At 66.7% G+C, this 21,916-nt stretch carries 18 protein-coding genes; 1 reads left to right on the forward strand and 17 read right to left on the reverse strand.

Translation table 11 applies throughout. The features are described 5' to 3' along the window. Positions 1-13: 13 nt before the first annotated feature. A complete protein-coding gene (locus NR792_RS25705; RefSeq protein WP_375755330.1) occupies positions 14-808 on the reverse strand; it encodes an MlaE family ABC transporter permease in 795 nt (264 codons plus the stop codon). Next, positions 805-1,311, reverse strand: a complete 507-nt coding sequence (locus tag NR792_RS25710; protein ID WP_375755331.1) for a hypothetical protein — start codon at positions 1,309-1,311, stop codon at positions 805-807. Before NR792_RS25710 ends, NR792_RS25705 begins: the two co-directional genes overlap by 4 nt. Before the next feature lie 339 nt (positions 1,312-1,650). Here NR792_RS25710 and NR792_RS25715 point away from each other — a divergent pair, with 339 nt between their 5' ends. Beyond that, positions 1,651-2,037, forward strand: coding sequence for a hypothetical protein (locus NR792_RS25715; RefSeq protein ID WP_375755332.1), 387 nt, complete (start codon positions 1,651-1,653; stop codon positions 2,035-2,037). Here the strand turns inward: NR792_RS25715 and recF are convergent. The 15 genes from recF to NR792_RS25790 all read right to left on the reverse strand — a co-directional run bounded on the left by recF (position 2,034) and on the right by NR792_RS25790 (position 21,914). Then, entirely contained in the window at positions 2,034-3,167 is a 1,134-nt protein-coding gene (recF, locus tag NR792_RS25720) for a DNA replication/repair protein RecF (protein ID WP_375755333.1), read from the reverse strand. The genes NR792_RS25715 and recF overlap by 4 nt on opposite strands. A 107-nt stretch (positions 3,168-3,274) precedes the next feature. Beyond that, positions 3,275-3,739 carry a hypothetical protein gene (locus tag NR792_RS25725; RefSeq protein ID WP_375755334.1) on the reverse strand — a complete coding sequence of 155 codons (465 nt, stop codon included), beginning with the start codon at positions 3,737-3,739 and terminating at the stop codon, positions 3,275-3,277. A gap of 2 nt (positions 3,740-3,741) precedes the next feature. Then, on the reverse strand, positions 3,742-5,193 hold the full coding sequence (locus tag NR792_RS25730; protein ID WP_375755335.1) for a hypothetical protein: 1,452 nt from the start codon (positions 5,191-5,193) through the stop codon (positions 3,742-3,744). Then, positions 5,183-6,418: a hypothetical protein gene (locus tag NR792_RS25735; protein ID WP_375755336.1), complete on the reverse strand. Its 1,236-nt coding sequence runs from the start codon at positions 6,416-6,418 to the stop codon at positions 5,183-5,185. The genes NR792_RS25730 and NR792_RS25735 overlap by 11 nt, the downstream gene beginning before the upstream one ends. 228 nt (positions 6,419-6,646) lie before the next feature. Then, positions 6,647-8,332 carry a ThiF family adenylyltransferase gene (locus NR792_RS25740; protein WP_375755337.1) on the reverse strand — a complete coding sequence of 562 codons (1,686 nt, stop codon included), beginning with the start codon at positions 8,330-8,332 and terminating at the stop codon, positions 6,647-6,649. An 81-nt stretch (positions 8,333-8,413) separates the two neighbouring features. Further along, entirely contained in the window at positions 8,414-9,373 is a 960-nt protein-coding gene (locus tag NR792_RS25745; protein ID WP_375755338.1) for a nucleotidyltransferase, read from the reverse strand. A 78-nt stretch (positions 9,374-9,451) separates the two neighbouring features. Continuing rightward, positions 9,452-10,897, reverse strand: a complete 1,446-nt coding sequence (locus NR792_RS25750; protein ID WP_375755339.1) for an SAVED domain-containing protein — start codon at positions 10,895-10,897, stop codon at positions 9,452-9,454. 107 nt (positions 10,898-11,004) lie between these two features. Beyond that, the gene (locus NR792_RS25755; RefSeq protein ID WP_375755340.1) at positions 11,005-11,490 is read right to left on the reverse strand and encodes a Mov34/MPN/PAD-1 family protein; all 486 of its coding nucleotides are present in this window, start codon (positions 11,488-11,490) and stop codon (positions 11,005-11,007) included. After that, a complete protein-coding gene (locus NR792_RS25760) occupies positions 11,477-13,309 on the reverse strand; it encodes a ThiF family adenylyltransferase (RefSeq protein ID WP_375755341.1) in 1,833 nt (610 codons plus the stop codon). The genes NR792_RS25755 and NR792_RS25760 overlap by 14 nt, the downstream gene beginning before the upstream one ends. Beyond that, positions 13,306-14,400, reverse strand: coding sequence for a nucleotidyltransferase (locus NR792_RS25765; RefSeq protein WP_375755342.1), 1,095 nt, complete (start codon positions 14,398-14,400; stop codon positions 13,306-13,308). The genes NR792_RS25760 and NR792_RS25765 overlap by 4 nt, the downstream gene beginning before the upstream one ends. A 56-nt stretch (positions 14,401-14,456) precedes the next feature. Next, positions 14,457-15,671: a hypothetical protein gene (locus tag NR792_RS25770; RefSeq protein ID WP_375755343.1), complete on the reverse strand. Its 1,215-nt coding sequence runs from the start codon at positions 15,669-15,671 to the stop codon at positions 14,457-14,459. 200 nt (positions 15,672-15,871) lie between these two features. Beyond that, positions 15,872-16,294 carry a hypothetical protein gene (locus NR792_RS25775; protein ID WP_375755344.1) on the reverse strand — a complete coding sequence of 141 codons (423 nt, stop codon included), beginning with the start codon at positions 16,292-16,294 and terminating at the stop codon, positions 15,872-15,874. Between the two features lie 46 nt (positions 16,295-16,340). Beyond that, on the reverse strand, positions 16,341-19,334 hold the full coding sequence (locus NR792_RS25780; RefSeq protein WP_375755345.1) for a CHAT domain-containing protein: 2,994 nt from the start codon (positions 19,332-19,334) through the stop codon (positions 16,341-16,343). Continuing rightward, complete coding sequence (locus tag NR792_RS25785) at positions 19,334-19,879, reverse strand: RNA polymerase sigma factor (RefSeq protein WP_375755346.1); 546 nt, start codon at positions 19,877-19,879, stop codon at positions 19,334-19,336. Before NR792_RS25785 ends, NR792_RS25780 begins: the two co-directional genes overlap by 1 nt. Before the next feature lie 82 nt (positions 19,880-19,961). Then, on the reverse strand, positions 19,962-21,914 hold the full coding sequence (locus NR792_RS25790; RefSeq protein ID WP_375755347.1) for an SAVED domain-containing protein: 1,953 nt from the start codon (positions 21,912-21,914) through the stop codon (positions 19,962-19,964). Positions 21,915-21,916 lie beyond the last annotated feature (2 nt).

Genomic DNA, 21,916 nt, shown 5'->3' on the forward strand with positions numbered 1-21,916 from the left:
GGTGCGGGCGGCTTCAGAAGTAGAGCGTGATTTTCGTGATGAAGAAGTCCGCGAGGCACACGGTGACGGAGGTGATGGCCACCGTCTGCGTGGTGGCGCGGCCCACGCCCTCCGTGCCGCCCTCCACCGCCAGCCCCTTGAAGCAGCCGACCAGGCCGATGATGAGCCCGAACACGGCGCCCTTGATGACGCCGGAGACGAAGTCCCCCATCAGCACCGCGTCCAGCGCGCCCTGGAAGAACTGGTCCAGGGAGATGCCGTACTGGGACTTCACCACCAGCGCGCCGCCCACCAGGCCCACCACGTCCGAGAACACGGTGAGCACCGGCAGCACGATGAGGCACGCGAACACGCGCGGCACCACCAGCTTGCGCAGCGGGTCCGCGCCCAGCGCGCGGATGGCGTCCACCTGCTCCGTCACGGTCATGGAGCCCAGCTCCGCGGCGATGCCGGACCCGATGCGCGCGCCCACGGTGAGCGCGGTGAGCACGGGGGCCAGCTCGCGGAACAGCGTGAGGATGACGACGCGCCCCACGGTGTACTGCACGCCGAAGCGCGCGAGGAAGTAGCCGAACTGCAGGGAGATGACGAGCCCCGCGAACGTCGCGGTGAGCAGCGCGATGGGCAGCGAGCGCACGCCCAGGGATTCGGTGTGGAAGACGAGGCCGGCCCAGTCGTACGGCGGGCGCACGGCGCGGCTGAACACCTGGCCCGTCATGACGGACAGGGCGCCCAGGGACTCCATGCGCTCCTTCAGGCGCTCCTTGAGGCTGGGGCCGCCGGAGAAGAGCTTCGCCTCGGGCATCATCGCTGGCGCTCCGCGTGGAAGCCCTGGAAGACGCTCTCGAAGTCCGCCATCCGCGCATCCGCGGTGCCCACGGGGGCGACGTAGCTGAAGTCGAAGACGCAGTTGTCCTTCTTGAGGACCACCAGCTCCAGCGAGATGGGCACGCCGTCGAGCTTCGCGACGTAGCGGCTCCGGAGGGCCTCACGGCCGTCCAGGGTGAAGGCGCGCTGGCCCAGGTCCTGGCGCTCGGTGAAGCCCATGAGCAGGTGCTTCGTGAGGACCTGGAGGGACGGGTCGTCGTGGTCCTTGCAGGTGGAGTTGGTGGCGATGACGCGGCCGGTGTCGCCCCGCTCCACGAAGGCCAGGTCGTTGTCGTCGAAGCCGCGGCGCTCCCAGACGTCGTTGGACAGCGGGCCGACGCGGTACTTCACGTCGGACTTCTGGAGCACCGAGTCCTCGAACGTCGCGCGGTGGCACCCCGCGAGGAGGGCGGACAGCACGAGCGTCAGCAGCAAGCGCGGCATGGCACCATTTCGTTCGTCCCGGAGGGGCCCGGTGGGACGGCGGGCATGGTCATGGTGCACGCCCGGCGGGTCCGCAAGAACTTCGTCTGGGGGAACGTCGACTCACGGACGCGCGCCGGACGAGGGCCCGGCGCCCCGTCAGGACTCCGGGCGTCGGGTGCGCGCGGGTTCGTGGGGACACGAAGGAGACCGGAGGCACGGGCCCTGTATTCCGAGCCCTGTGCCGGGGGCCGCTCTCCCGGCGTGTCCCCGGTCGGACTGGGGAAGCCGGGCTGCATGCGGGCCCGGGGAAGGCGCATGTTCAGCCGGGAGCCGGGGGATTCTCACGAGGAGGATTCGATGGACGGCGGACTGGCGATATTCGGATTCGGGTTGTTCCTGCTGTCGATTGCCAATCTGTACGCGCGCACGTCGTACTGGCTGGCGTGGCCGCTCTTGGCGATCTCCGTGCTGGCGATGGGGATGGCCTTCAGCGAGTCGAAGCGCCTGCGGGACGTGTCGCTGGGGGTGTCGGCGGCGCTGGGGGTGTTGTTCATCGCCGCGCTGGCGACGGGCACCGTGTGGTGGCTGACCCTGGCGGTGTTCCTGTTCGCGGTGGCGTTCGGGATGCTCTGGGCGGAGTTCCGCTTCGAGTACTTCGGGCACGTGACGCGGCAGGAGTTGCCACATCGCCACGCGCGGCGGGGGCCGGTGCACTGGCCCTGGCAGCGGCGGCGGGCGCACTAGGGTTGTGACGGGGTTTGCTCGGTGGCCACCTGTCCTGCGTGGACGGTGAGCCAGAGGGTGTCACTGGCGGCGGCGGCTCGCACGAGCCCCGCGTCGGTGGTGGTGAGGAAGACCTGCGCGCCGCTCCGGGCGAGGTAGCCCATGAGATAGGCATTGCGCTCGGGGTCCAGCTCGCTGGAGACGTCATCCAGGAGCAGCAGGGGGAGGAAGCCCATGGCGGCCTCCAGGTTTTCAATCTCAGCAATCTTCCACCCCAGCACCAGGGCTCGCTGCTGGCCCTGGCTCGCGTAGGCGCGCGCGCTGCGGCCGCCCAGCGTCACGGAGACGTCGTCCACGTGCGGGCCCACGGAGGTGAAGCCGCGGTCCAGGTCGCGTCGCAGGCGCGCGGAGAGGGCCTCGCGCAGGGCGGAGGCGAGCGCGGCCTCGTCGGCCTGGGCGAAGTCGGCGCCGAGGTGCGCGGGGTGGTAGCCGTAGACGGCAGGGTCGGCGGTGCGGCCGATGGACGCGAAGGTGGCCTGGGCGCGGGGCGCGAACTCGGCCATCAGCGCGCGGCGGCGGGCGTAGAGGCGGGCGCCCGAGCGGGCGAGGGTCTCGTCGTACGCATCGAGGTACGCGGCGTCGACCGTGGCGCCGTCGCGGAGCAGGCGGTTGCGGTTCTTGAGGGCGCGGGCGTACTCGCGGCTTTCCTTGAGGAAGGCGGGGAAGCGGTTGAACACGGCGCGGTCGAGGAAGGCACGGCGCGCGTCGGGGCCGCCCTTGATGACCTCCAGGTCGTCCGGGGTGAAGGCGACGACGGAGACCCCGCCGAAGTAGTCCTCCAGGCTGGAGGCCTTCTTGCCGTCCACGAGGGCCTGGCGGGTGCCGCCGCCGACCTCGACGGAGATTTCGCGCTCGGCGCCCTTGAGGAGGAAGCGGCCGGTGACGCGGGCGGAGGAGGAGCCCCAGCGGACGAGCTCGGAGAGGCGTCCGGCGCGAAGGGGCTTGAGGGTGGCGAGGAAGTAGAGCGCCTCCAGGAGGTTGGTCTTCCCCTGCCCGTTCTGGCCCACGGCGATGGTCGCGTGAGGGCTGGGTGCGAGCTGCACCGTCGGGAGGTTGCGGAAGTCCTGGACCTGGAGCGAGAGGAGGCGCACAGCGTCACCGTGAAAGGGGAATGCTTCGTACTACATGCGTCCCCTGACAGGGCCAGGATGTGGGGTGCTCCCTTGGCTGGAGGGGGCTGGAGGGAACTGACGCGGGCTCACGGCAGCCGGGCTTGTTCCAGCGTGGAGATCTCCTGGAGCGTCTGTTCGTAAGCCTCACGGGGCAGCACCTTCTGAATCCGCTCGAAGAAGCGCCTGGCCTCCTTTAGGACCTCAGCAACAAGGACGGCGGGGTCGACCGATGCTTCGCGAACGTCCTCCCCCACGACGACTCGGACCGTGGCGCGTCTCCCTCCCTCATCGGGTGTGACGCTCAGTTCGATGGGTTGATCGGGGAAGAAGGTCTGGAAATCATCCCCCCGCTGAAGCTCAGCCATGCCTCCAACGAGATAGGCCCAAAGCTGATCGATGTAGTCCCACTCCTGCCGGGTCAGCATCAAGCGCCCATCAATGGAGAATTCCATGGCGCCCTCGATGTAGTCCTCGTCGCGGATTGGACCGATGAAGGCATCGATTGGGACGAAGTCCTCTCCCTGCCGGATGTATGTGGCGAGTTTGATCATACCTATCGAGGGTAGAACTGGCCGACCCGGCCCTGGTTGAGCCCGAGGATGTACTCTACTCCATCGACGGTCCCCCTCAGTTGGTACATCCCCCGCGTTCCTCGGCCGACCATCCGCTCCCGGTTCTGCTGAAGAACCGCCTCGATGGCACGGATCACGTCCTCGAAGCCCATCTTCGCGCCGAAGAAACTCTGAGACGCTTTCGTCGTCCCATTCCAGTACCGCGGGTGGTGCCGCTCGAGGATGTGCTGGAGCCCTTTCTTGTCGAGCAGGAACGTCTCGGAACCCGCCTGGAATCGCTTCCCCGAGAAATCCTTGAGGTCGTTCACGACGCGCTCGGGTGGCGCGACCTTCAAACCGCTTCCGCCCCCCGTCTCCGCCGTGGAAAGGACATAAAGCCCTCCAACGCCTGCCCCCACCGCGTAGGCCATCCGCCCCACGGGAACCGCGACGCGCTCCATCACCAGCGCTCCTTCGCCAGTGAGGGACAGCACGGGGAGCAGGGCTTCCGCTCCTCCCATCGCCGTGGTCAGGGCGCCAGTGGAGCCCTTTGCGACACCCCCTCCGGCATAGAGCGTCGTCAACAGCTTCGCGACGGCCCTTACCTGCTCTCCTCGAGTCATGGACATGAAGCGCTCCAGGTACTCGGGCGAGGAAGCGACGAGGTCGGCGATGCCCTCTGGCAGATGTTGAAGTGCCAGGAGGCTGTCCGTGGGTGAGGTGAAGAACTTCCCGATGGACATGGCCAGTTCGAAGAACGCGTCCCCTGCGCCGTCCAGCGAGCGGCTGATGATGTCCGCGTCGTCGTACACCTCCACGACGAACCCACTGAACACGGGCTGGAGCTGCTCATCCGTTGGCCGGAACACGCCACCGGTGTCGATGTAGAAGCGCCCCAGCTCGAAGCCCAGCGCGACGAAGGCGCCGCCCTTCCACTCCACCGGCCCCACGCGCTGCTGCGTGCGTCCGTTGATGACCCACGCGAGATAGCCGTCAGGTCTCAACACCACGAGCCGTTCGAGGCGGGCCGTCCGGCGCAGGAGGTCTTCCCGCGACACGCTGCCGTCCTCCAGCACCTCGCGCAGCAGCAGGCTCGCGCCCATGCGAGGCGGGAAGTTGCCCAGGGTCACGGGCTTCTTCAGCAACACCGACAACAACCTCGCGGCCTGCGTCGGTACCAGCGCGGACGCACGCAAGGGCAGATCGTCCCAGGGATCCAGCCCCGCGAGCACCAGCAAGCGCTCGAAGGCATCCGCCTCCGCGGTGCCGTGGATGATGGCAGGCTCCGCGACCTGGACCCGAGTGCTCCGCGCGGCATCCGTGTCCAGGGAGCGCTCGACGTGATGACGACGCAAGGGCACCGCACCCGAAGCTTGCCTCAGGATGCTGGGATGGCCGGAAGCACAGCCCGTGACGAACAGGACCGCGCTCAACAGCAGCAGCTCAGCGCGCATGGTCCACCCCCACGCCCAGCGAGGCATAGACGCCCGGACGCAGCGCTCCGTCCGCCTCCGGGAACAACAGCGTCCCTCCCTGTCCCAGCACGTACAACCTGCCCGCGAAGCGCCAGCGCAGGTCTCCGGACACGAGGTAGCGGGCCCCCGGCTGACCCAGGCCCATTCCCAGCACGCTCGTGGCGAGTTCCAGGTTCCGATCGAAGAGTTGGAGGGCGAGGCGTCCGTCCGTGTCCACGCGGCCCCAGGTGAAGACCTCCACTGCCCAGGAGAAGGTCAGATGACGCTGCATCCTCCCTACCAACTGCTCCGCGTCCCACCCCACGTCTGCTTCGGCGTAGACAGAGGCCCCTTCTGGAAATGGCGTCTGGGCCAGAGGTTGTCTGCAAGCGCCCACCGCGCGAAAGCGCGCCAGTTCGTAGTCCGGACCGAAAGCACCTTGGCGAAAGCCCCCATGCTGCCGTCGCGCCTCCAGGCGCAGCCGCGCGTTCAACCCCGCTGTCTCCGCGTCCGCCCCCACTCCGGCCACCGCGCCCCAGGCGCCTCCCGTTCCGGGACGGCCACCCCAGCCGGCAAGAAGGTGCAGTTCGAAGCCCGGACGCGTCCACACCACCGCGGTCCCGTCCAGGTGGGCTAGCGTGATCTCAGGCGAGGTCCCCTCTCCCCTGCCCCCGTCGTGCACGGCGGACACGGCCAGCGTGTACCGTCCGGCCTGGGCGGGCCGGCCGAAGAGGACGTGCTCCAGGTCCACCTCGGCTTCCACTCCGAAGAGCCGTGCGCCAAGGACGTCCGAGGCGAAGGCCTCCACGTAGAGCGGGCCGAGCGTCCCGGTGAGGAAGCCTCCTGCCGGGTGGTAGTCGGGATTGATGCGGTTCGAGTAGCGCCGCACCAGGTGCCCGGACAGCAGGCTGTAGCGCTCCAGCGCTCCCATCCACAGTGCCAGGGGCGCTTCGTTCGACCCCAGCTTGAGGGCGCGAACCACCTGGCCCCAATCCGACAGACTGTCCCAGTCCTCCTGGCGAAAGACGCCCGCGTTCTGCTCGCCGCCCCACAGACGCAGCCTCACCGGAGTCCCCAGGTTGACGCCGAACTCCGCGCCGCCATCCAGCATCAGGGTGGGAGCGACCTGGACGAAACCCTCGCGTGTTCCACCGTCACCGCGAGGCAGCAGGGCCAGGGTCGACACGTCGAGCCGGGTCAGGAGGTGCCAGTCCTCCGCGGCCATGAGCGGTTCGTTCGCGGGGCCATCCGGCGACCCGTCCTGTGCGGCCGTTCGGCCGGGCCATGCCCATGACAACAGACACAGCGCCACGACCCAGTTCCCGCGCATGGATAGCCCCCTCGCCTTCCGTGACACCTCCGCACAGCCAGCCGCAAAGGGACTATCAGGGCAGGCTGACTTGACGACCTGGAGCGGCGCGAAACGGCACGGCAGGCGAAAACCCGTGAGGTTTCACTTCGGGACGGCTTGCAGGGTGGCCAATTCCTTCTCCTCCTCCAAGGACAGCGGGGGCTCACCTCCAGCCCCACATACGAGGCATTCGTGGTCTCGTGGAATGAACTCCACCCTCGCTTGAAGCGGACCGTCGACTGCCCATCCTCCATGATTGGACCAGAGCAGGTGGTCCCCATGGGCCTTCGGGTAGTCGAGCCCACCCTCGAGCCGCTCTCCGAGCGTCTGCAATGTCATCCGCGCGGCAAGCAGCGCGACCTGCTCAACGTCCATCCCAAGCCCGGGGAGTCCTGGTTGCTGGTAGGCGGGAACCCCCATGTCAGCGCGGTCGAAGCGAGGGAATCGACCGGGCTCGGCGTGTTGCGCGTTCAGCACACACTGATAGCAGGGCGTTAGCCTCGGCAGGACCCTGAACACCCGCCCGTGCTCCGCACGCCCCAATACAGCGGCGAAGATGCCGGGGCATGAACTGCTCACACACAGATGATTGACCACACTCTCCGCCTCGGTCGTGGCCGTGGCACAGACGACGATGCCCAGCGGATTGCGTGTCACCTCGATAAGGTGCTGCGTCGTATCCCGTCCCCAGCCGACCGGGTCCAAAGAAAGCGCGGCTTGTACCGGGACCACTTCCGCAGCGGGGTTGATCCGATGGATCGCCCTGCTCACGACCATCACCTTGGGCAGGCAGATTTCATCCACGCCTCCCACGTGTCGTGCCACGTTCTCAGGGTCAAGGCGCTCCGGGTCAATGAGTACGAACCTCCCTACTCCGGCCCTGGCAAGTGCGACCGCGACACTGCCGCCAAGGCTGCCTGCCCCGATGATCGCGACCTGTGCCCGCTGGAGTCCGCCGACTCCATCCAGGCGCTCCTCAACGCGCCGGAAAATACGTTCTTCAAGGTTCTCCTCGAAGGGCTTTACATAGAGCAGTCTCTCGTCAGGGTCTGTGTCCGAAGAGGTTCGGTCCCGCCTGAGGACGACTCGCAACCCATCGTTCAGCACCAGCAGGATCAACCCCTGCGCCATGAACAACCGTCGTGCTTCATCGCTCGGAAGCTGCTGTCGAATCCAGCGATCGAGACCCTGGCGCAACGCAGGGACCTGCAGCACGGTCCTGTTGATCCGACACCACAAGCCGTCCTGCGGATGGTGCAGCCCCAGGGCGGCGATCCACGGAGCCCCCAGGCCGGCCTCAAGGGGTCTGGTGATGATTGGCGAGTGTGAGGTCCCATCCACGCTCATCACGCGCAGGAGTCGCCTGTCCTCACGAACAAGCGCCGTCAGCATGCCCCAGCTCCCCCCCTGACGCAGCGCCGCTGAAATGCTCAGCGGCAAGGAAACCCGAATGGAGTGTGTCGTCAGGGGAATCTCCTCGATTCGAGGGAACTCCCCGCTAGCCTCCTGCTCCAGATACGAGACGAGCCGGTCAAGCGCCTCTCCCGCCGTGAACTCTGGTCGCCATCCCCTCCGAGGGTCATGCGCGAACAAGCACAAGCTCAGGTCCTGGAACGTGTACCCATGTTCGCGATGATCAACGATGTTTGCACCATCGGCCGACAGCTCCCAGGTGACGGGCGGCCTCAAGGGAAATTCCGGCGGCCATGCGAGCCGATATCGCCGCAGCCCGCCCGCGGTATCGACCATGCCTTCCACGAAGGGCACCGGATGCTTTTCGATCCGCAAGATGCGCGGGTGCCGTTGGTGAAGGGTACTCAATTCCTTCAACCATCGCCGCGGGTCACTGTCCGGGAATGGCACTGGCGTCTACCCGAACCTGGAGCCATGACCGTCCGGGGCGGACGGCAAGGAGGCCGAAACACCCGTGACGCCTGAGCGTCCCTGCTTCCCTTTCTCCGGGTAGGGATCCCCGAAAACCCCGTACAGGAGATAATGGGCCTGCTCCGTGTGGCCAGCCTGCGCGAGTTCCCTCGCCTCTCTCAGCGTCGAGGCTGCTCGTTGCAACCGTGTCACCGCGGTGGTCCTCGCCGCGTCGGTCATCCCCTGGTTGATGGAGGGTCCCAGCCCCGCCGGATCCGGCGTATCACGGAGCACGCGAGAAGCCAGGCCCTCGAAGATTTCGATGAGGCCATCAAGCCGGTTCCCAGGCTTCGCAACGAGCACAGCCCAGATCATCACCTCGATGTGGAACGACCTCAGTCGCTCCCCAGCCGGTTGTCGCCGGTTCCAGTGCTTCACCGCCTTGGTGAGGGGCTTGAGTTCCTGGCCTGCGGCCTCGTTGGCGTCCACCGAAAGGCGTTCGTGGATACGTGGATTGGAGCGGATCCAGGTCTTCGCCTGGAGGTCAGGGATCCAGAAGACCTCGCTGTTGCCCTGGTCGAGGAACGCGGGGACGACATCGTAGGCAATTCCCGTCTCGGAGAATGAGATGTTCACCGAGCGATTCTGCGGGTCGGCGGTCTTGCCCGGGTATTGGTCTTCCAGCGCTCGTCGCACCATCGCCAGTGCGTCCATCGGCTTGCTGCTGACCGGATTGAGGCCGGGCGTGCGCTGCAGCACGCAAAACAGGTCGATGTCCTTGAGCGGGCGGATGGCCGTGCTCCGCGCATAGGAGCCCGTAAGGAATGGATAGAGGTCAGGCTCAATCTCGAGCCGGCTGGCAAGCCCATCTCGCAAGAACTTGTGCTGGTCGCTGGCCGCCGTCCTCTCGGCAGGAGTGAGCTCGAGCGCGGAAATGAAGTCGTGGACTGCTTGTCGAACCTGCATGGTGTCCTCCGGGGGGAATCAGGTGCGGGGCTTTCACGGGCTGGAGCGCCACGAAGAACAGGGTGCGCTCCACCGTCATCACCCTGTCTCGATGGTCATGAAGGGGGCGTAGCCGCCTGCGGCGGTGCGCTCGTAGGCCACCACCGGCCCCATCGCGTTGAGGCGCTGGCCCAGGAAGAGGCAGCAGCCGGCAGGAGCGTAGGGGATGAGGTGCGTGGTGGAGGTGCGCCACCGCACGCGGGCCTGTCGGATGCGTTCGCGCGCGAGCACCGCGAAGGCGACCGCGTCCCCGTCCGAGCCGACCGCGCCGTCATGCGGACCTCCGTCCGGCTCCAGCACCAGGACCGCGCGGAACCGCCGTGAATGACTGGCCACGAACCGCTCGACGTCTGGCCCCGCGTCGCCCGTGAGCTGGAACACCACCAACAGGTCCATGGCATCCGGAGCGCTCTCGTGCTCGGTGCCGTGGAGCTGCCGCTGCGTCGGCTTCGCATCCGAGCGCCACAGCATCGTCTCGCCCCGCGTCGCCTGCTCCACCCGGAAGCGGGCGCCCGCCACCTCCGGGAAGCAGGTGCCCACGGCCAGCGAGACCGATAGCGGTACCTTACCCCGGAAGTCGATCACTGACTCCGCAGGCCGTGACGCCAGCCTTCGCCGCGCCTCGCGCAGTTCGGGAAGCAGCCGCTCGCGACAGACCGCTTCCGTTGGCACCGCACGGGTGTCCCGGTCGAAGTGCGACGTCCAGTCCAGTTCCACCGCCGGTGGCTCACGCCATTGGCGCCGCGCCCATCCGTGGATCCAGAGTCCCACGCCCGGCGTGTCGGTCTTCGACTCCAGGAGCCCCCGGTCCCGGATGAACATCTGGAGCTTCGCCCGGTCCAGCCGTTTGGCCTGGCCACCGGTCTCGATCCACTCCCGGATGCCATCCAGCGCGATGGCCCGAGGCGCCGGGCCCTGCCGCAGCCCATGCATGCGCATGCGCTCGTCCACACGCTCTTCCAGCTCCACCATGCTCGCCAGGCCCAGGCGGAACCGCAGGTCCGCGCAGAAGGCACGCAGGACGTCCCACTCCACCCCCAGGTGCTCCAGCCATCGAGTCCGCGCCACCTTCAGCGCCCCGGCCGGAGCCGCCACGAAGAAGTCCTCGGTGAGGCTGCAGTCCCGTCCCTGAAGGTATCGCCCCAGCTCTGGAGCCGCGGGCCAGTTGCTCACCAGCCACACCTCCACGGGGCCCTGTCCGCGCAGCGTCTTCCAGGACACGAAGAGCTTCTGGAGAAGCGACTGTCCCCGTCCGACCGTTTCCGTCAACCCCTCCAACGTGTAGAGCGCCCGGTGGTCCACGTGCCACTTCACCTGCATGTACCGGCTGGCCCCGGTTACACCGGGGCGAGCGTGCAGGGTCACGTCGTCCGCCGCCCCCGCCTCGGGGTGTTCGACGAAGGCGGACGCGAACGGACAGTCCTCGTCCAGTAACCACAGCAACACGTACCAGCTGAAAAGGTGCTGATAACGGTCGCCCTGCATCCGGGATGCGCTCTGTTCGCCCATGGGTTCACGGACGGGACCACTTTGGGGTCACGTCACATGTAAAGACGGACGACAGCTCAGGAGTTACTCGTCCCAGAACAAAATCACACCTGTGAAAGGAGAACCGCCTCGGCATCTCGGGGAACGACGTGGACGCTGATGGACCATTCGCCCGTGGGGTCCCCACCGACAATCAGCAACAGCGGCTCTGGACACCGATAGCGGGGGGCACGGGCAATTGCCATGATCTGCCTCAAATCCGTTGCACTGGGAATCGGCGCCGCGAACGGGTGGAAATGCCACTCCCCGAGGTAATGGTCGCGGCGGGAGTTCCAGCTGCGGTCGAGCAGCGCTTGCAGCCCCTTCGTTCCGCGTTCGAACCACGTCAGCCCTCGCGCGGAGTCCGGCGGTGGGCCGGACGCCTCGCGAACTCGGGCGCAGTCGAGCGCTTCGGAGTAGTGCCCCACCAGGATGCCACCTGTCTCGTGTCGCTTCGAAGCAAGGCAAAGTTTGAGCAGCTTTCGCACCAGGGGTTGGGGCAGGTGCACCCGGAAGCACGCATCCTCTGAACGAAACTCAAGGTCCGGCATGCGCACCCGCGCCTTCCCCTTGGCGTATCCCCTGGAAATCATCGTCCGCCCCTTCGCGGGAATAGGTCTCCACCCGGGTGATGGGACGCAGCTTCGCGGACCGCACCAATGCCTTCACGGTGATGGCCGCGGCCAACATCACGTCATCCGCTCGAGCAGGAAAGACCGGATGCCAGCACCCGACGCCTTCTCGTGGCAGGTCTGTGCGAAGCAACTCCTTGTAGTCCTCGTGGATCCACTTCCCGCACTGCGCCCAGAAAGCCTCCACGGGAAAAGATGTACCCGTAGCGCTGAAGCACAGGATCCGCCGCGCCCCTACGCCAAAGGATGCGGAGAAGAAGAGCCGGGGCCCATCCCAGGTGATTCTCGCCAGCGCGTGGAGGACATCGTTGGAAGCGGTGCAGTCGATGACCGTCTCGCACCGGGACACAAGCCAGTGGGGCTGCTGGGGTGCCAGTTCCAACGACTGCGCGAGGGCATGAACCTGGAGGTCCGGGCTGATGGAGCGCAACCGCTCCGCGAGTGCACGGGCCTTGGAGGCGCCTACCTCCGTCAGGTCCAGCGTGTGCCGCACCAGGTTGCCACCCTCGACGATGTCAGGGTCCACGACGACCAGTCGGCGCACGCCTCCCCGCACCAGCATCTCCGCGACCGCGGAACCCAACGCTCCCGCACCGAGCAGCAGGACCCATGACCGCCGCAGTTCCTCCGGCAGAGCCCCACGACTGCGAAGCTCCTCGGGAGCCCAGTCATCGGTTCGAAGCCAATCCACCGGCAGTGGTCTGGCGAACAGGTTTGTCAGGTCATACCTTTGACGGTTCTGCTCTGTACGAGCGTAACCGCGCGGCGCTACGTCTCCGTGAGAGAAGCTCGGCAGTCGTGCCGCCCACCAGTGTGTCCGAACGGCGGGCTCCCCTACCTCCGCGGACACGGGGAAGCCCACGAGACAAAGGTGTCTCGATCCATCCCGGAGTCGTTCAGCGAACGCCATCAAGTCATCCCTCAAGTCCCAATGCTGGGCCTTGGCGGCGCGCTCCAATTCCTGCCAAGTAGCAGGCGCGGCGTGGACCGGGAGCAGGGGGAGTTCCTTGCAGCGCATCCAGGGAATCCGCACACGGCGCCTGCGTGGAACCCGGTTCAGCAGATCTCCCCATTCCAGGGAGAACAGCCAGCGCCCCTCGAACGAATAGAAGGCGCGCACCGCGAACACCCGTGGGTTGCCGGGCAACGGCACCACTTCCGCCCACCCTCGTGAATCCGGAAGCGCGTTCCAGCGGGCGAAGGTCTCGGGCCCCTCACTGAAGACCACCCGGGCACGGTCCCGAATCGGCAGGTCCGGAAGCTCGAAGGGTTGGCCCGGCGCAAGGAGCTGGCCGCGCGCCGCAGCCGCGAGCCACTCCTGAAGCGCGTGGACATACCACTCGAGTCGGCCCGCGGCGTCGCGGGCTTCCTCTTCCTCTACCCTGAAGCCGAGGGACGCCCTTCCCGTCTGGAGGCACAGCCGCCCATCGCGCCAGGGCTGGATGGCCGGCCCCGGCGTGTTCAGCCTCTGATGTGGATAAGTGTCTTCGATGCTCCGTGTCTTCGACGGATGGACGTCGATACATCCTAGGGGATAGTTCGCGTCGATGAAGACGTACCAATCCGTCCACTCGGGAATGGTGCTCTCCCGCGTGTCCGCCCGCACGCGTAGCGGGAGCACCCAGACCGACGTCTCCGGGTCCCACGCCAGGTCGCCGAGCAGCACGACGTCAGCACGACCATCCAGGACCCGCCGCCCCAGGCGCAGGTCCTCCGTCAACGCAGGCACCTGATTCACGCGAACCTGCCGGAACCCACGCTCCCGCTTCCACCTTCGTGGGGAGTGAACGACTTCTTCGAGCCACCCTCGGGCGCGGAAGGGAACTTGTCTCCGAAGAGTTCCCGCCACAGCGGCGCCGCGGTCTGGGCATCCGGGGACTCGAAGGCCTTGCGTGCCAGCTTCGCGGCCTTCTTCGCCTGCTCGTGAAACGCCGCGAAGTCGTTTCCGTCGATGCGGGCCATGACGTTCTGCTTCACCCCCCGGTCCTCCGCGGAAGGCACGGTCTTGACGGCGGCATGGAAGGCGTAGTTGTCCACGAAGGCCTCCAGGGTCCGGACCACGCCTTCAGCGACGGACTCGATGCCATCCGGGCAGCAATCCCCCAGCAGGTGCTCCAAGGGATAGCTCTTGGGCCGCTTCGGCAGCGAGTCCAGGTGGACGAGCCTCCACCACTTGAGCGCCTTGACCACGTTGACGAAGTGCCCTCCACAACGGTCGTTCTTGCGGTGCGTCCAACTCAACTGGGCCAGTGGGTGGGTGTCCTGCCACGCGCCCAGGTCGCGATCCGGGATGCGGAGCGGATGCAGCTTCCAGAGCGCCTCCTCCTGCTCGCCGGACTTGAAAAGCGGCTCGGCGGAGAACGCCTCGTCCAGGGAAACCGACGCCAGGGCTGCCTCGGCCTTCAACAGCTTGCTGTAGGTTCCCGCCTCGGCCTCCAGTGGTGCCGCGGTGATGACCAGGTCCATCTCGATGCGCGACATCGTGATGCCGAAGGAGCGCCCCTGCTGCTGGTACTTGCCCTTGTAGTGACGCTCCAGGAACGGCTTAAAACAGCTCATCGCCTTCGCCGGAGTAAACTCAGACTCCTTCATCTTGGTGACCACGACGAGGTCGACGTCCGCCCTGGAATCGTCCTTGGGACGCACCGCCGTGTAGCGGCGGTAGCTCCCCTGCAGGAACATGCTGACGAACCCCGTCGCGAGTTCCTTGTCCGCCTCCAGCCGCTCCTGGAGCCGCTGGTGGCCTTCAATCATTTGGGCGCGTTGCGCATCCGTCGGACGGATGTCCTGGAGGAAGTCCTTGAAGTAGCTGGGGAGAGGAAGGGTCATGGTACGGAAATCACGATGGACGCGGCGATTGTTACGCACGCGCCCATCGCCAGCCTTCAGCCTGGCGTCACGAGCCGCACCGCCGGGTCGCCCAGCAGGACGTAGCGGGTGACGTCGTGCCGCTCCATCCACAGGCGTGCTCGCTCAATGCGCACGTCCTGCGGCAAGGGTGCCTTGAATGGCTTCGCAGCATCCTGCTGGTGCTGCCGACCCAGCCGGGCGTCCAGCTGGCCCGCGTGACGCAGGAGCATCTGGAGCGACACGCCCGCGCGGTAGCCCTGCAGCAACTTCGTCATCACTGATTCGAGCCGGTAGGCATGGGACTGGCCCGTCAGCACGTCGTGGAAGGCATGGATCCAGGCCATGTCCAGGTGGGCAATGACCGCGAGCGGGCCCTCGGGATTCGCCAGGGCGGCCTGTGGCAGGGCCGCGGTGAAGGGGCGCCCGTCCTGCGGGCGTGACCAATGGATGCTCTCCAGGACGCGTGGAGACGCATCCCCGGACTCCACGAACTGCTTCATCCAGGGCTCATACACACTGAGGAGGGGTGTGCCCGCGCCGAAGCAGGCGAAGTAGAACCAGACACCGCCCGGCAGAAAAGGCCGTCGCCGGAGTTCCTCCGGTGTCAACGCCACGCCTCCCCCCAGATACATGTTGCCCTGCCCCTGCCGCTGGGCCAGCGCGCTGCTCCAACCTCCTACGGGAGCCCCCAGTCCATGGCTCATCGTGAAGAGCAGGCTCGGAACAGGGGCTCCGGCCACTTCAAAAAGCCGCTCCAGCGCCCCTTCCGGAAGCGTCTCCTCCAGGAGTTCGCTCGCGGGGAAGTGTCCCTGACCGTGCTCCTTCCGGCACCGCTCGGCAGTAGGCGCGACGAGGTTTCGCTGCCCCACCCGCGTGGCGACCGTCATGTCGTCGACGGCGAGGTACACCGCACGGGCCCGCCGGTGCGGCTCGGCGGCAAGGGCATGGGCCAACACCTTCTCGACGTACGACGTGTAGTCCGCCTCCTCATCGAACGCCAGGCGGCCCACGAAGCAGCCCCCGTCCTCCACGAGGGAGATCTGCAGTTCCAGCGAGAGCTCATCCAGCCCTCCCGCCAGCAACACATACCTCGCATGCTCCCGCTCGGGACGCGTCCAGGAATGCAGCGTCCGGACACGGAAGTCGTCCGCCTGGACCGCATCCATTCCTGGCGGCACCCGGTGGATCTCCACCGGAGCCCCCTGCTCCCGGGACCGCAGTTCACACAGCGGCGCGAGACGGTCTTCCACGGCCCGCCCCCGCGGCGTGTCCGGGACAAGCAGCGCCCAGCGCTGTTCACGCAGTTGGTCCGGCGGTCCCGCGAAGTTGTGGAGATGGGAAGGCGTAGGCACCGGCTCCGGCGTTGGCGCGTCCGCGAAGGCTTCCCAGGGGAGGCCCTCTTCCAGGACGGGCCTCCCGCTCCCGGCATGGGCCAGCAACAGATGGAAGGTCATGGCTTGTCCTTCTTCGCATCCGGAAGCCGCTCGGTGGGAGCAGTGGTGTCAGGAGTCTTCGCCGTGCCCTCCGCGCCCTGGCGAAGCGCTGACGCCTTCTCAGGCTCGGGGAGCGTCAGGCCGGGACGGTCCGTGCCGGAGCCGGCCTTGGTGCCCCCCGCGTTGGTGTCGGTCGGAGGAGGGCCCAGGAAGACCGCGGCTCCCTCCGACCGGATCTGGGCCTCGAAGCGGGGGCGCTCCGACTGGGTGCCGTGAACTTCAAAAAGAATGCGGTCTACTCCATCCATCACCCCAGACCCGACGAACCCCTTCATGGACGTTTCGATGTAGACCTGACGTCCCCCCTCGGGTTGTCCCTCGAAGAACGGGTGGCCATCCCACTGCGAATACACCTGTGGCTTCAATGCCTTCCCATGCATTGTCTCTCCTCCTGAAAGATGTTGACTGCGTTCGGGCGGCGTCTGCCTATTCGAAGACCAGGACCCCGTTGACCCAGCTGTTGGACGCGCTTCGCTGCAACCACTGCTGCCGTTCGTCGCGGACCGCCGTGCCGAGCGGGCTCCCCGCCCGGAGGCGGTCCCGCACGTTCCCGAAGAACACGGACGAGTCTTCGTCGGGAATGGGCAAGGTCGCCGCCACCACGCCGCGAGCTCCCGCGGCCAGGAAGGCATTGGGGAGGCTGCCGAGCTCGTGGAGGGCCGTCGTACCTCGTGCCGCCTCACAGGCCGCGAGGATGACGAGGGGGGCCTTGGGCAGCTTCATCTTGCGGATGAGCTCCTCGGTCAGCATGTCCGAGCCGTTCGTCTCGGGCGCCAGCAACAGGTAGGTGCTCTTCGGCCCCGGCGCGACTTTTCCATGGGTCGCCAGGTCGATCTCCGAGGCCTTGGGCATTTCTGCCAGCACGCGGCTGGGCGTGGCCGCCAAGTCGGTCAGGGTCATCAGGTCCTCGTCGGGCGTGATGCGCGCGGTCCACCGCAGTGGCGTTTCGTTGCGCTGTTCGGCGTAACGGACCTCGTTGACGACCAGGTGGATGCCCCGTCCCACCGGAGGTTGCCGAGCCTCGGCCAGGGCCCGGTAGCGCCAAGCCATGTCCGGAGGCAGCAGGCCCGAACGGCCTTGGAGGGGTGGCCGGGCCAGCACGTCCACCGAGGCGCAGGGCCGCAGGGCTTCCACCATGTCCGGTGGGACCACGTCGGTCATGTCCACCGGCATCCGCTCCGTCCGAGCCGGCATGTAGCGCTTCAGGAGTTGTCCATCCGCCCCGCGCCCCACCAACAACTGTCGCTCCGTGTCCTCGGTGAGCCCCAGGACGCAGCTTCCCGGTGTGTCGAAGCCCAGCTCGTTCCCAAAGCGTGCCAGGGCCGTCGTGAAGTCCTCTCTCCGGGCATCATCGAAGATGAGCGAGGTGAAGCCGTAGGCGCGGGCATGTTGCGCCGTGATGTCCGTCCAACCCGCCCCACTGGCCGCGGCCGCGGCACGTGTCGCCTGTTCGATGGCGTCCACCAGCAGCGCCTGTCCTTGCGCAGGGTCCGCCTCCAGAAGGAACCGTCCCTGGAGGGACTTGACGAAGGCATGCTGTCCTTCCGTCACCGGGGGAGCCGAAGCCAATCCGTGCTGCACGGCCTCCACGTCTCCGGAAGCACGACGGGTCCGGGCGATGTCTGCCAGCGCGGCCACCCCATGCTGGGTCAACGGCAGTCCGGTGGCCAGGGCCTGGTTGATTTCATCCCGGGCCACATCCAGCTCCAGGGCCCTGATGGCCAGATGCGCCAGATTCTCATGGATGTTGCGCGCGAGTTCCTTCCCGCCCCCCATCAGCAAGGCCTCTCCGAAATAGGCCCGGCCCAGCGTCACGTCCGCGGCCATGCGGGCCACACTGCCAAGCGCCTGGAGCAGCATGCGCTCCTGCTCCCATTGCCCCAGTCGGGCCTGGGTGAGACCTTCACGGGCGAAACGCTCTGCCTCCTGAAGCTGGAAGAGCCAGCCGGACACATATGCCAAGTCGTTACGGACCTCCGTGCACCGATAGACGAGGTGCTCCTGCGTGCAGAGCTCCAGCGCCTGTCTCAGGTCCGAGAGCGCGAGCTCATACCGGTCCTTCTGGCGTGAGCGGTCCGCGCGCTCCTGCAGCGCCAGGACCTTGAACCAAGGGTCCGGGCTGCTGTTTCCCAGCGTGATCAACCTCTCCGCGTACTCCGAGTCGGGTCCCCGGGGTGAGAACATCACCAACGCACCCAGCGTGATGTCGTCCTCGTTCGAGGCCAGGAAGGTACGCAGCAGGGATTCCTTTCCAGAGGGTTCCACCGTCCCCATGGCCCACCGACCGTAGGCCTCCGCCAGGGGGGCACGGCGTGAGAAGTCCCGGCTCGCGACCGAACGGAGATAGTTGGCCAGCACGGTTTGCTGTCCCGCTCTCGCGTCCAGGGCCTCCGCCAGCGGGAGGAGCGCGAGCACGTCTTCGCGCGAGGTGCGGCTTCGCACCGCATGGTAGAAGTCACGCCGCATCATCGGTACGTCGGCGTACCGCATGGCCTCATCAAGCGCCTGGGCACCGCGCGCCACGAGCTCGGCGCCCGCGCTGTTCGCGGCCTCCCACCGCTGCTGGCGCGTCGTCACATCCGCGAGCTTCTTGCGCTTCTCGCGGGCCTCGGCACGCCAGGCGGGGTTGGTCTCCTGCGCCTCGACCGCCTCCAGGTCCTGAATGGCCAGCAGCGGCAGGCCCAGGTCCCGGTACACGAGCGCGCGGTTCCAGTGTGCCTGGAGATGGGCGGGCTTGAGCACGAGGGCCTGATGAAGCAGTCGCAAGGCTTCTCGAAGTTCGCGCAGTGCCCAGGCCGGGTCCTGAGTCTTCGCGGAGGCGTAATAGGCCGCGCCCATGTCGCTGAGCACGTCGGCCGGATCCCCCTGCCGCTCGGCTTGCATCCGCGTCAGGAGGTCCTTCGCGTTCTTGGGCTCCGGGGGGCCCGCGGTCAGGTACGCGGCCACGAGCTGGGACAGGTCACCCCGTCGCTCCAGCTCACTCATCACCGTCAGCGGTCGACCGGCGGTGGCTGAGGGCGAGCCGCCGCCCATCAACGCCTGGGCAGGTCTGCGGTACTGATCCGCCCCCGGGTACGTGACACGTGCTTCCAGCGTCCGCGACGTCCCGGCCCACAGCGCGGGCTCCGGAGAAGACACCCGCCGGCCTACTCCGCCTACGCCCAGGAGCACCCCGAGCGCGACCGCGACCAGGGCCGCCCCCGCGGCGAACCATCGGTTGCGGGGCATGGCGTGCCACGGAATGGTGATGGGACCGTGCCGTTCCAGGTAGCGCCGCCCCATCTGGTCAAGTTGGAGGTGCCGCGTCAGCTCCGTCTGGCAGTGCGCGCAGTCCGCCAGGTGTCTGCCAAACGCCTGGGACTCCGCGAGCGGCAGGTCTCCATCCGCGAAGAGCGGCAGTTGGTCACAGGGCTTGGACATCAGTGGGTTCCTTCATCAACGTAAGGCAGGAGGAGTTCGTTCAACCGCTGGCGCGCATCGAACAGGCGCTTGGCCACGGCATTCGGCTTGATGTTCAGGCGCTTGGCGATCTCCTGGTTGCCCAGGCCCTGGACATGGAGCAGGAAAGTCACGCGCTGCAGCTGGGGGAGCTGGTCCACGGCCCGGTCGAAGCGCTCTGGCGTGATGCGCTCGTAGGTGGACGTGTTTTCCCCCTGGCCCATGGTCCAGCGGGTGATGGTCGGATCGTCCTCGGCACGTTTCCGACTCATGGCGCTCCGCTGCAGGTCCACGAAATGGCGGTTCATCACGGCGATGAGCCAGCCATCCATGGGCTCATCTCCCCGGTCGTCCAGGGAGCCCGCGAAGTGCTTGATGAAGCGAAGGAGGGTCTCCTGCACGAGGTCCTTGGGATCCAGTCCCAGGGCCCCCCTGCAGAGCCGCTGCGCGATGGGCAGCAACAGCCGGTAGTACTTGCCTTGCCAGTGTTCGTAATTTAGGGCCACGCGCTCCCCGGCGTTCGTCATGACCGCATCTCCGGTCCTTCCCCACCAGGGAAACGGAGGACCGGGCGGATGTTACGTCGGCCTTCGCGCGCACCGCGGTGGGTCATCGCCGCCGCTTCTTGGGGGCCTCTTGCGGGTCCCAGGGCAGTTCCACGTACCCTTCGGGCCCCTTCCGGAAGTTGAAGAGCTTGAGGCGGGGGAGTGCCCTTGGGTTGTAGACTCGCCCCAGGGCCACCGCGAGGCTGGCGGGACAGGCCATGGCCAGCCAAATCTCCTGGACCTGGGGCAATGTCTTCCGGATGCGCTCCAGGCAGTGCCAGAACTCGTCCGAAGCCCGAGCAGAGTCGTCCGGTCCTCCCAGGGCGGTCTGGGAGGGCCCCCTGGCGGCGACGAGGCGGAGAAGAACGGGAGGTCTCTCATGCCCCAGCCAGCGAGCCACATCCTCCTCGGTCACGGACAGAGTCACCTCCACGGAGAGGGCCAGGCGCCCCTCGGCTTCGTGACAGGCCTCAGGGGTCGGCCAGGAGTCCTGCTTGAAGAATGGCTCCGTGGTCAGTGGGACGGTGCTCCCTGAGTCGTAGAAGCAGTCCCACTCGTCGCTTCCCGTCCTTCGAGGCTGGTAGGCTTTGAGTCCCATCCGGTTCAAGCGCCACCCTAAATGGAACATTAGCGGCAGAGGGGCACGCGCAAAGAGATGGACGCGGGCGGCCTTGGTCCCCAAGGACTCCACGAGAGCATCCGTGCGATGCAGCGACTGGCGCCACTCCGATAGCGACGAAGGCAAGGTATCCCTCACCTTGCCGAGAGGTTGAAGGACCAGGATTTCCCTGGAGCTCCCTGCCAAGGCCCGTTGTACCGCGGCGGGAGCTACGTTGTAGTTCAGCTCGTATGCCAAGGAGATGTCGCCGGAGAACACCTCAGGCAAGGCCTCCTTCTCCGAAAAGATCACTCGGCGAGGCTCCGCCGGGACGTCAGGTTGACGCGGAGGGGACACGAGGAACTGGAGCGAAGTCCAATCGAGCGAACCGGCCGGGAGCGCCGCCAGCGCAGCCTGATAGGCATCCTGGAGGGAACGCCTCTGTTGACAGCGCTCCCGATAGAACGCACCTGTCAGCGCGACCGAGCCCGCCACTGAGAGGGGCATCAAGGATGCAATGACCACTGGAATCCCCAACTGGTGAAGGGGTAGTGCCACGCCTCCAATCATGCTTCCTACCTCTCCGGGATGCCCGCTGTGGCAGGCGCTCACGACTATCGCGTGGAGATTGGACGCATGTGTGCCGCCCAGCAGGTCCGGAAGGGCGTGTATCCCCATGGGCACTGGCTTCTGACCGTCAGCAGGATCCGATATCACCAGTCCATAGATTCCTTCACCCAGCCTCGTCCCGTGACAGAGAAGGTGGATAATCCGATACGGATTCCCTTCTTGCATTGCGCTATTGAGCCGCTTCCGGAGCGCCTCAAGGCTCACGTCTGGACACACATCTACTCGTGAATCGAAATCAGGGCAGGCACGCCGTAAAGCTTCCAGGTGCTGTCGATCCTCTACAGGCCCTCCTGCGTCAGACCAGGCGAACAACACTCGCCCGGGCTCGTTACCCGGAGACGGATAACGAGGCACTCCGGCCCACTCCAACGCGATGACACAGGATTTGAGTGTCCCCAGCCGTCGCTGATCCGAAAGCCGGGTCAAGGGCCAGGGAAGATTGAACAACTCCACTGAGCTGAGCCGAAGCCGCAACAGGATGGGTTCCCCCAAGAGTTCGGCTCGGCGTAACTCCGCCTCGTAAGCCGCCCAACCTTCCAGATTCTTCAGGACCCCCTCTAGAAACTCCCGCAGCAACATTCCTACCTGGGCCTGCTCCACTTCCGTCATGTGCGTCCGGGTCAGTGCCTCCTGCAAGGGCGCTAACTTGTCCCAGGGAAGTACGGCGTGCCCGAGCCGGCCATTCATGTCAATCACGGTATAGCCTTGCGACTCACCGTTGAAGGCATACGCTTGGTCGGGCCTGTCTGAACGCAACAACTGGAGAGTCAGCTCGCGCGGTTCTTTCATGG

Source organism: Corallococcus exercitus, assembly GCF_042231735.1.
Lineage (GTDB): Bacteria > Myxococcota > Myxococcia > Myxococcales > Myxococcaceae > Corallococcus > Corallococcus exercitus_B.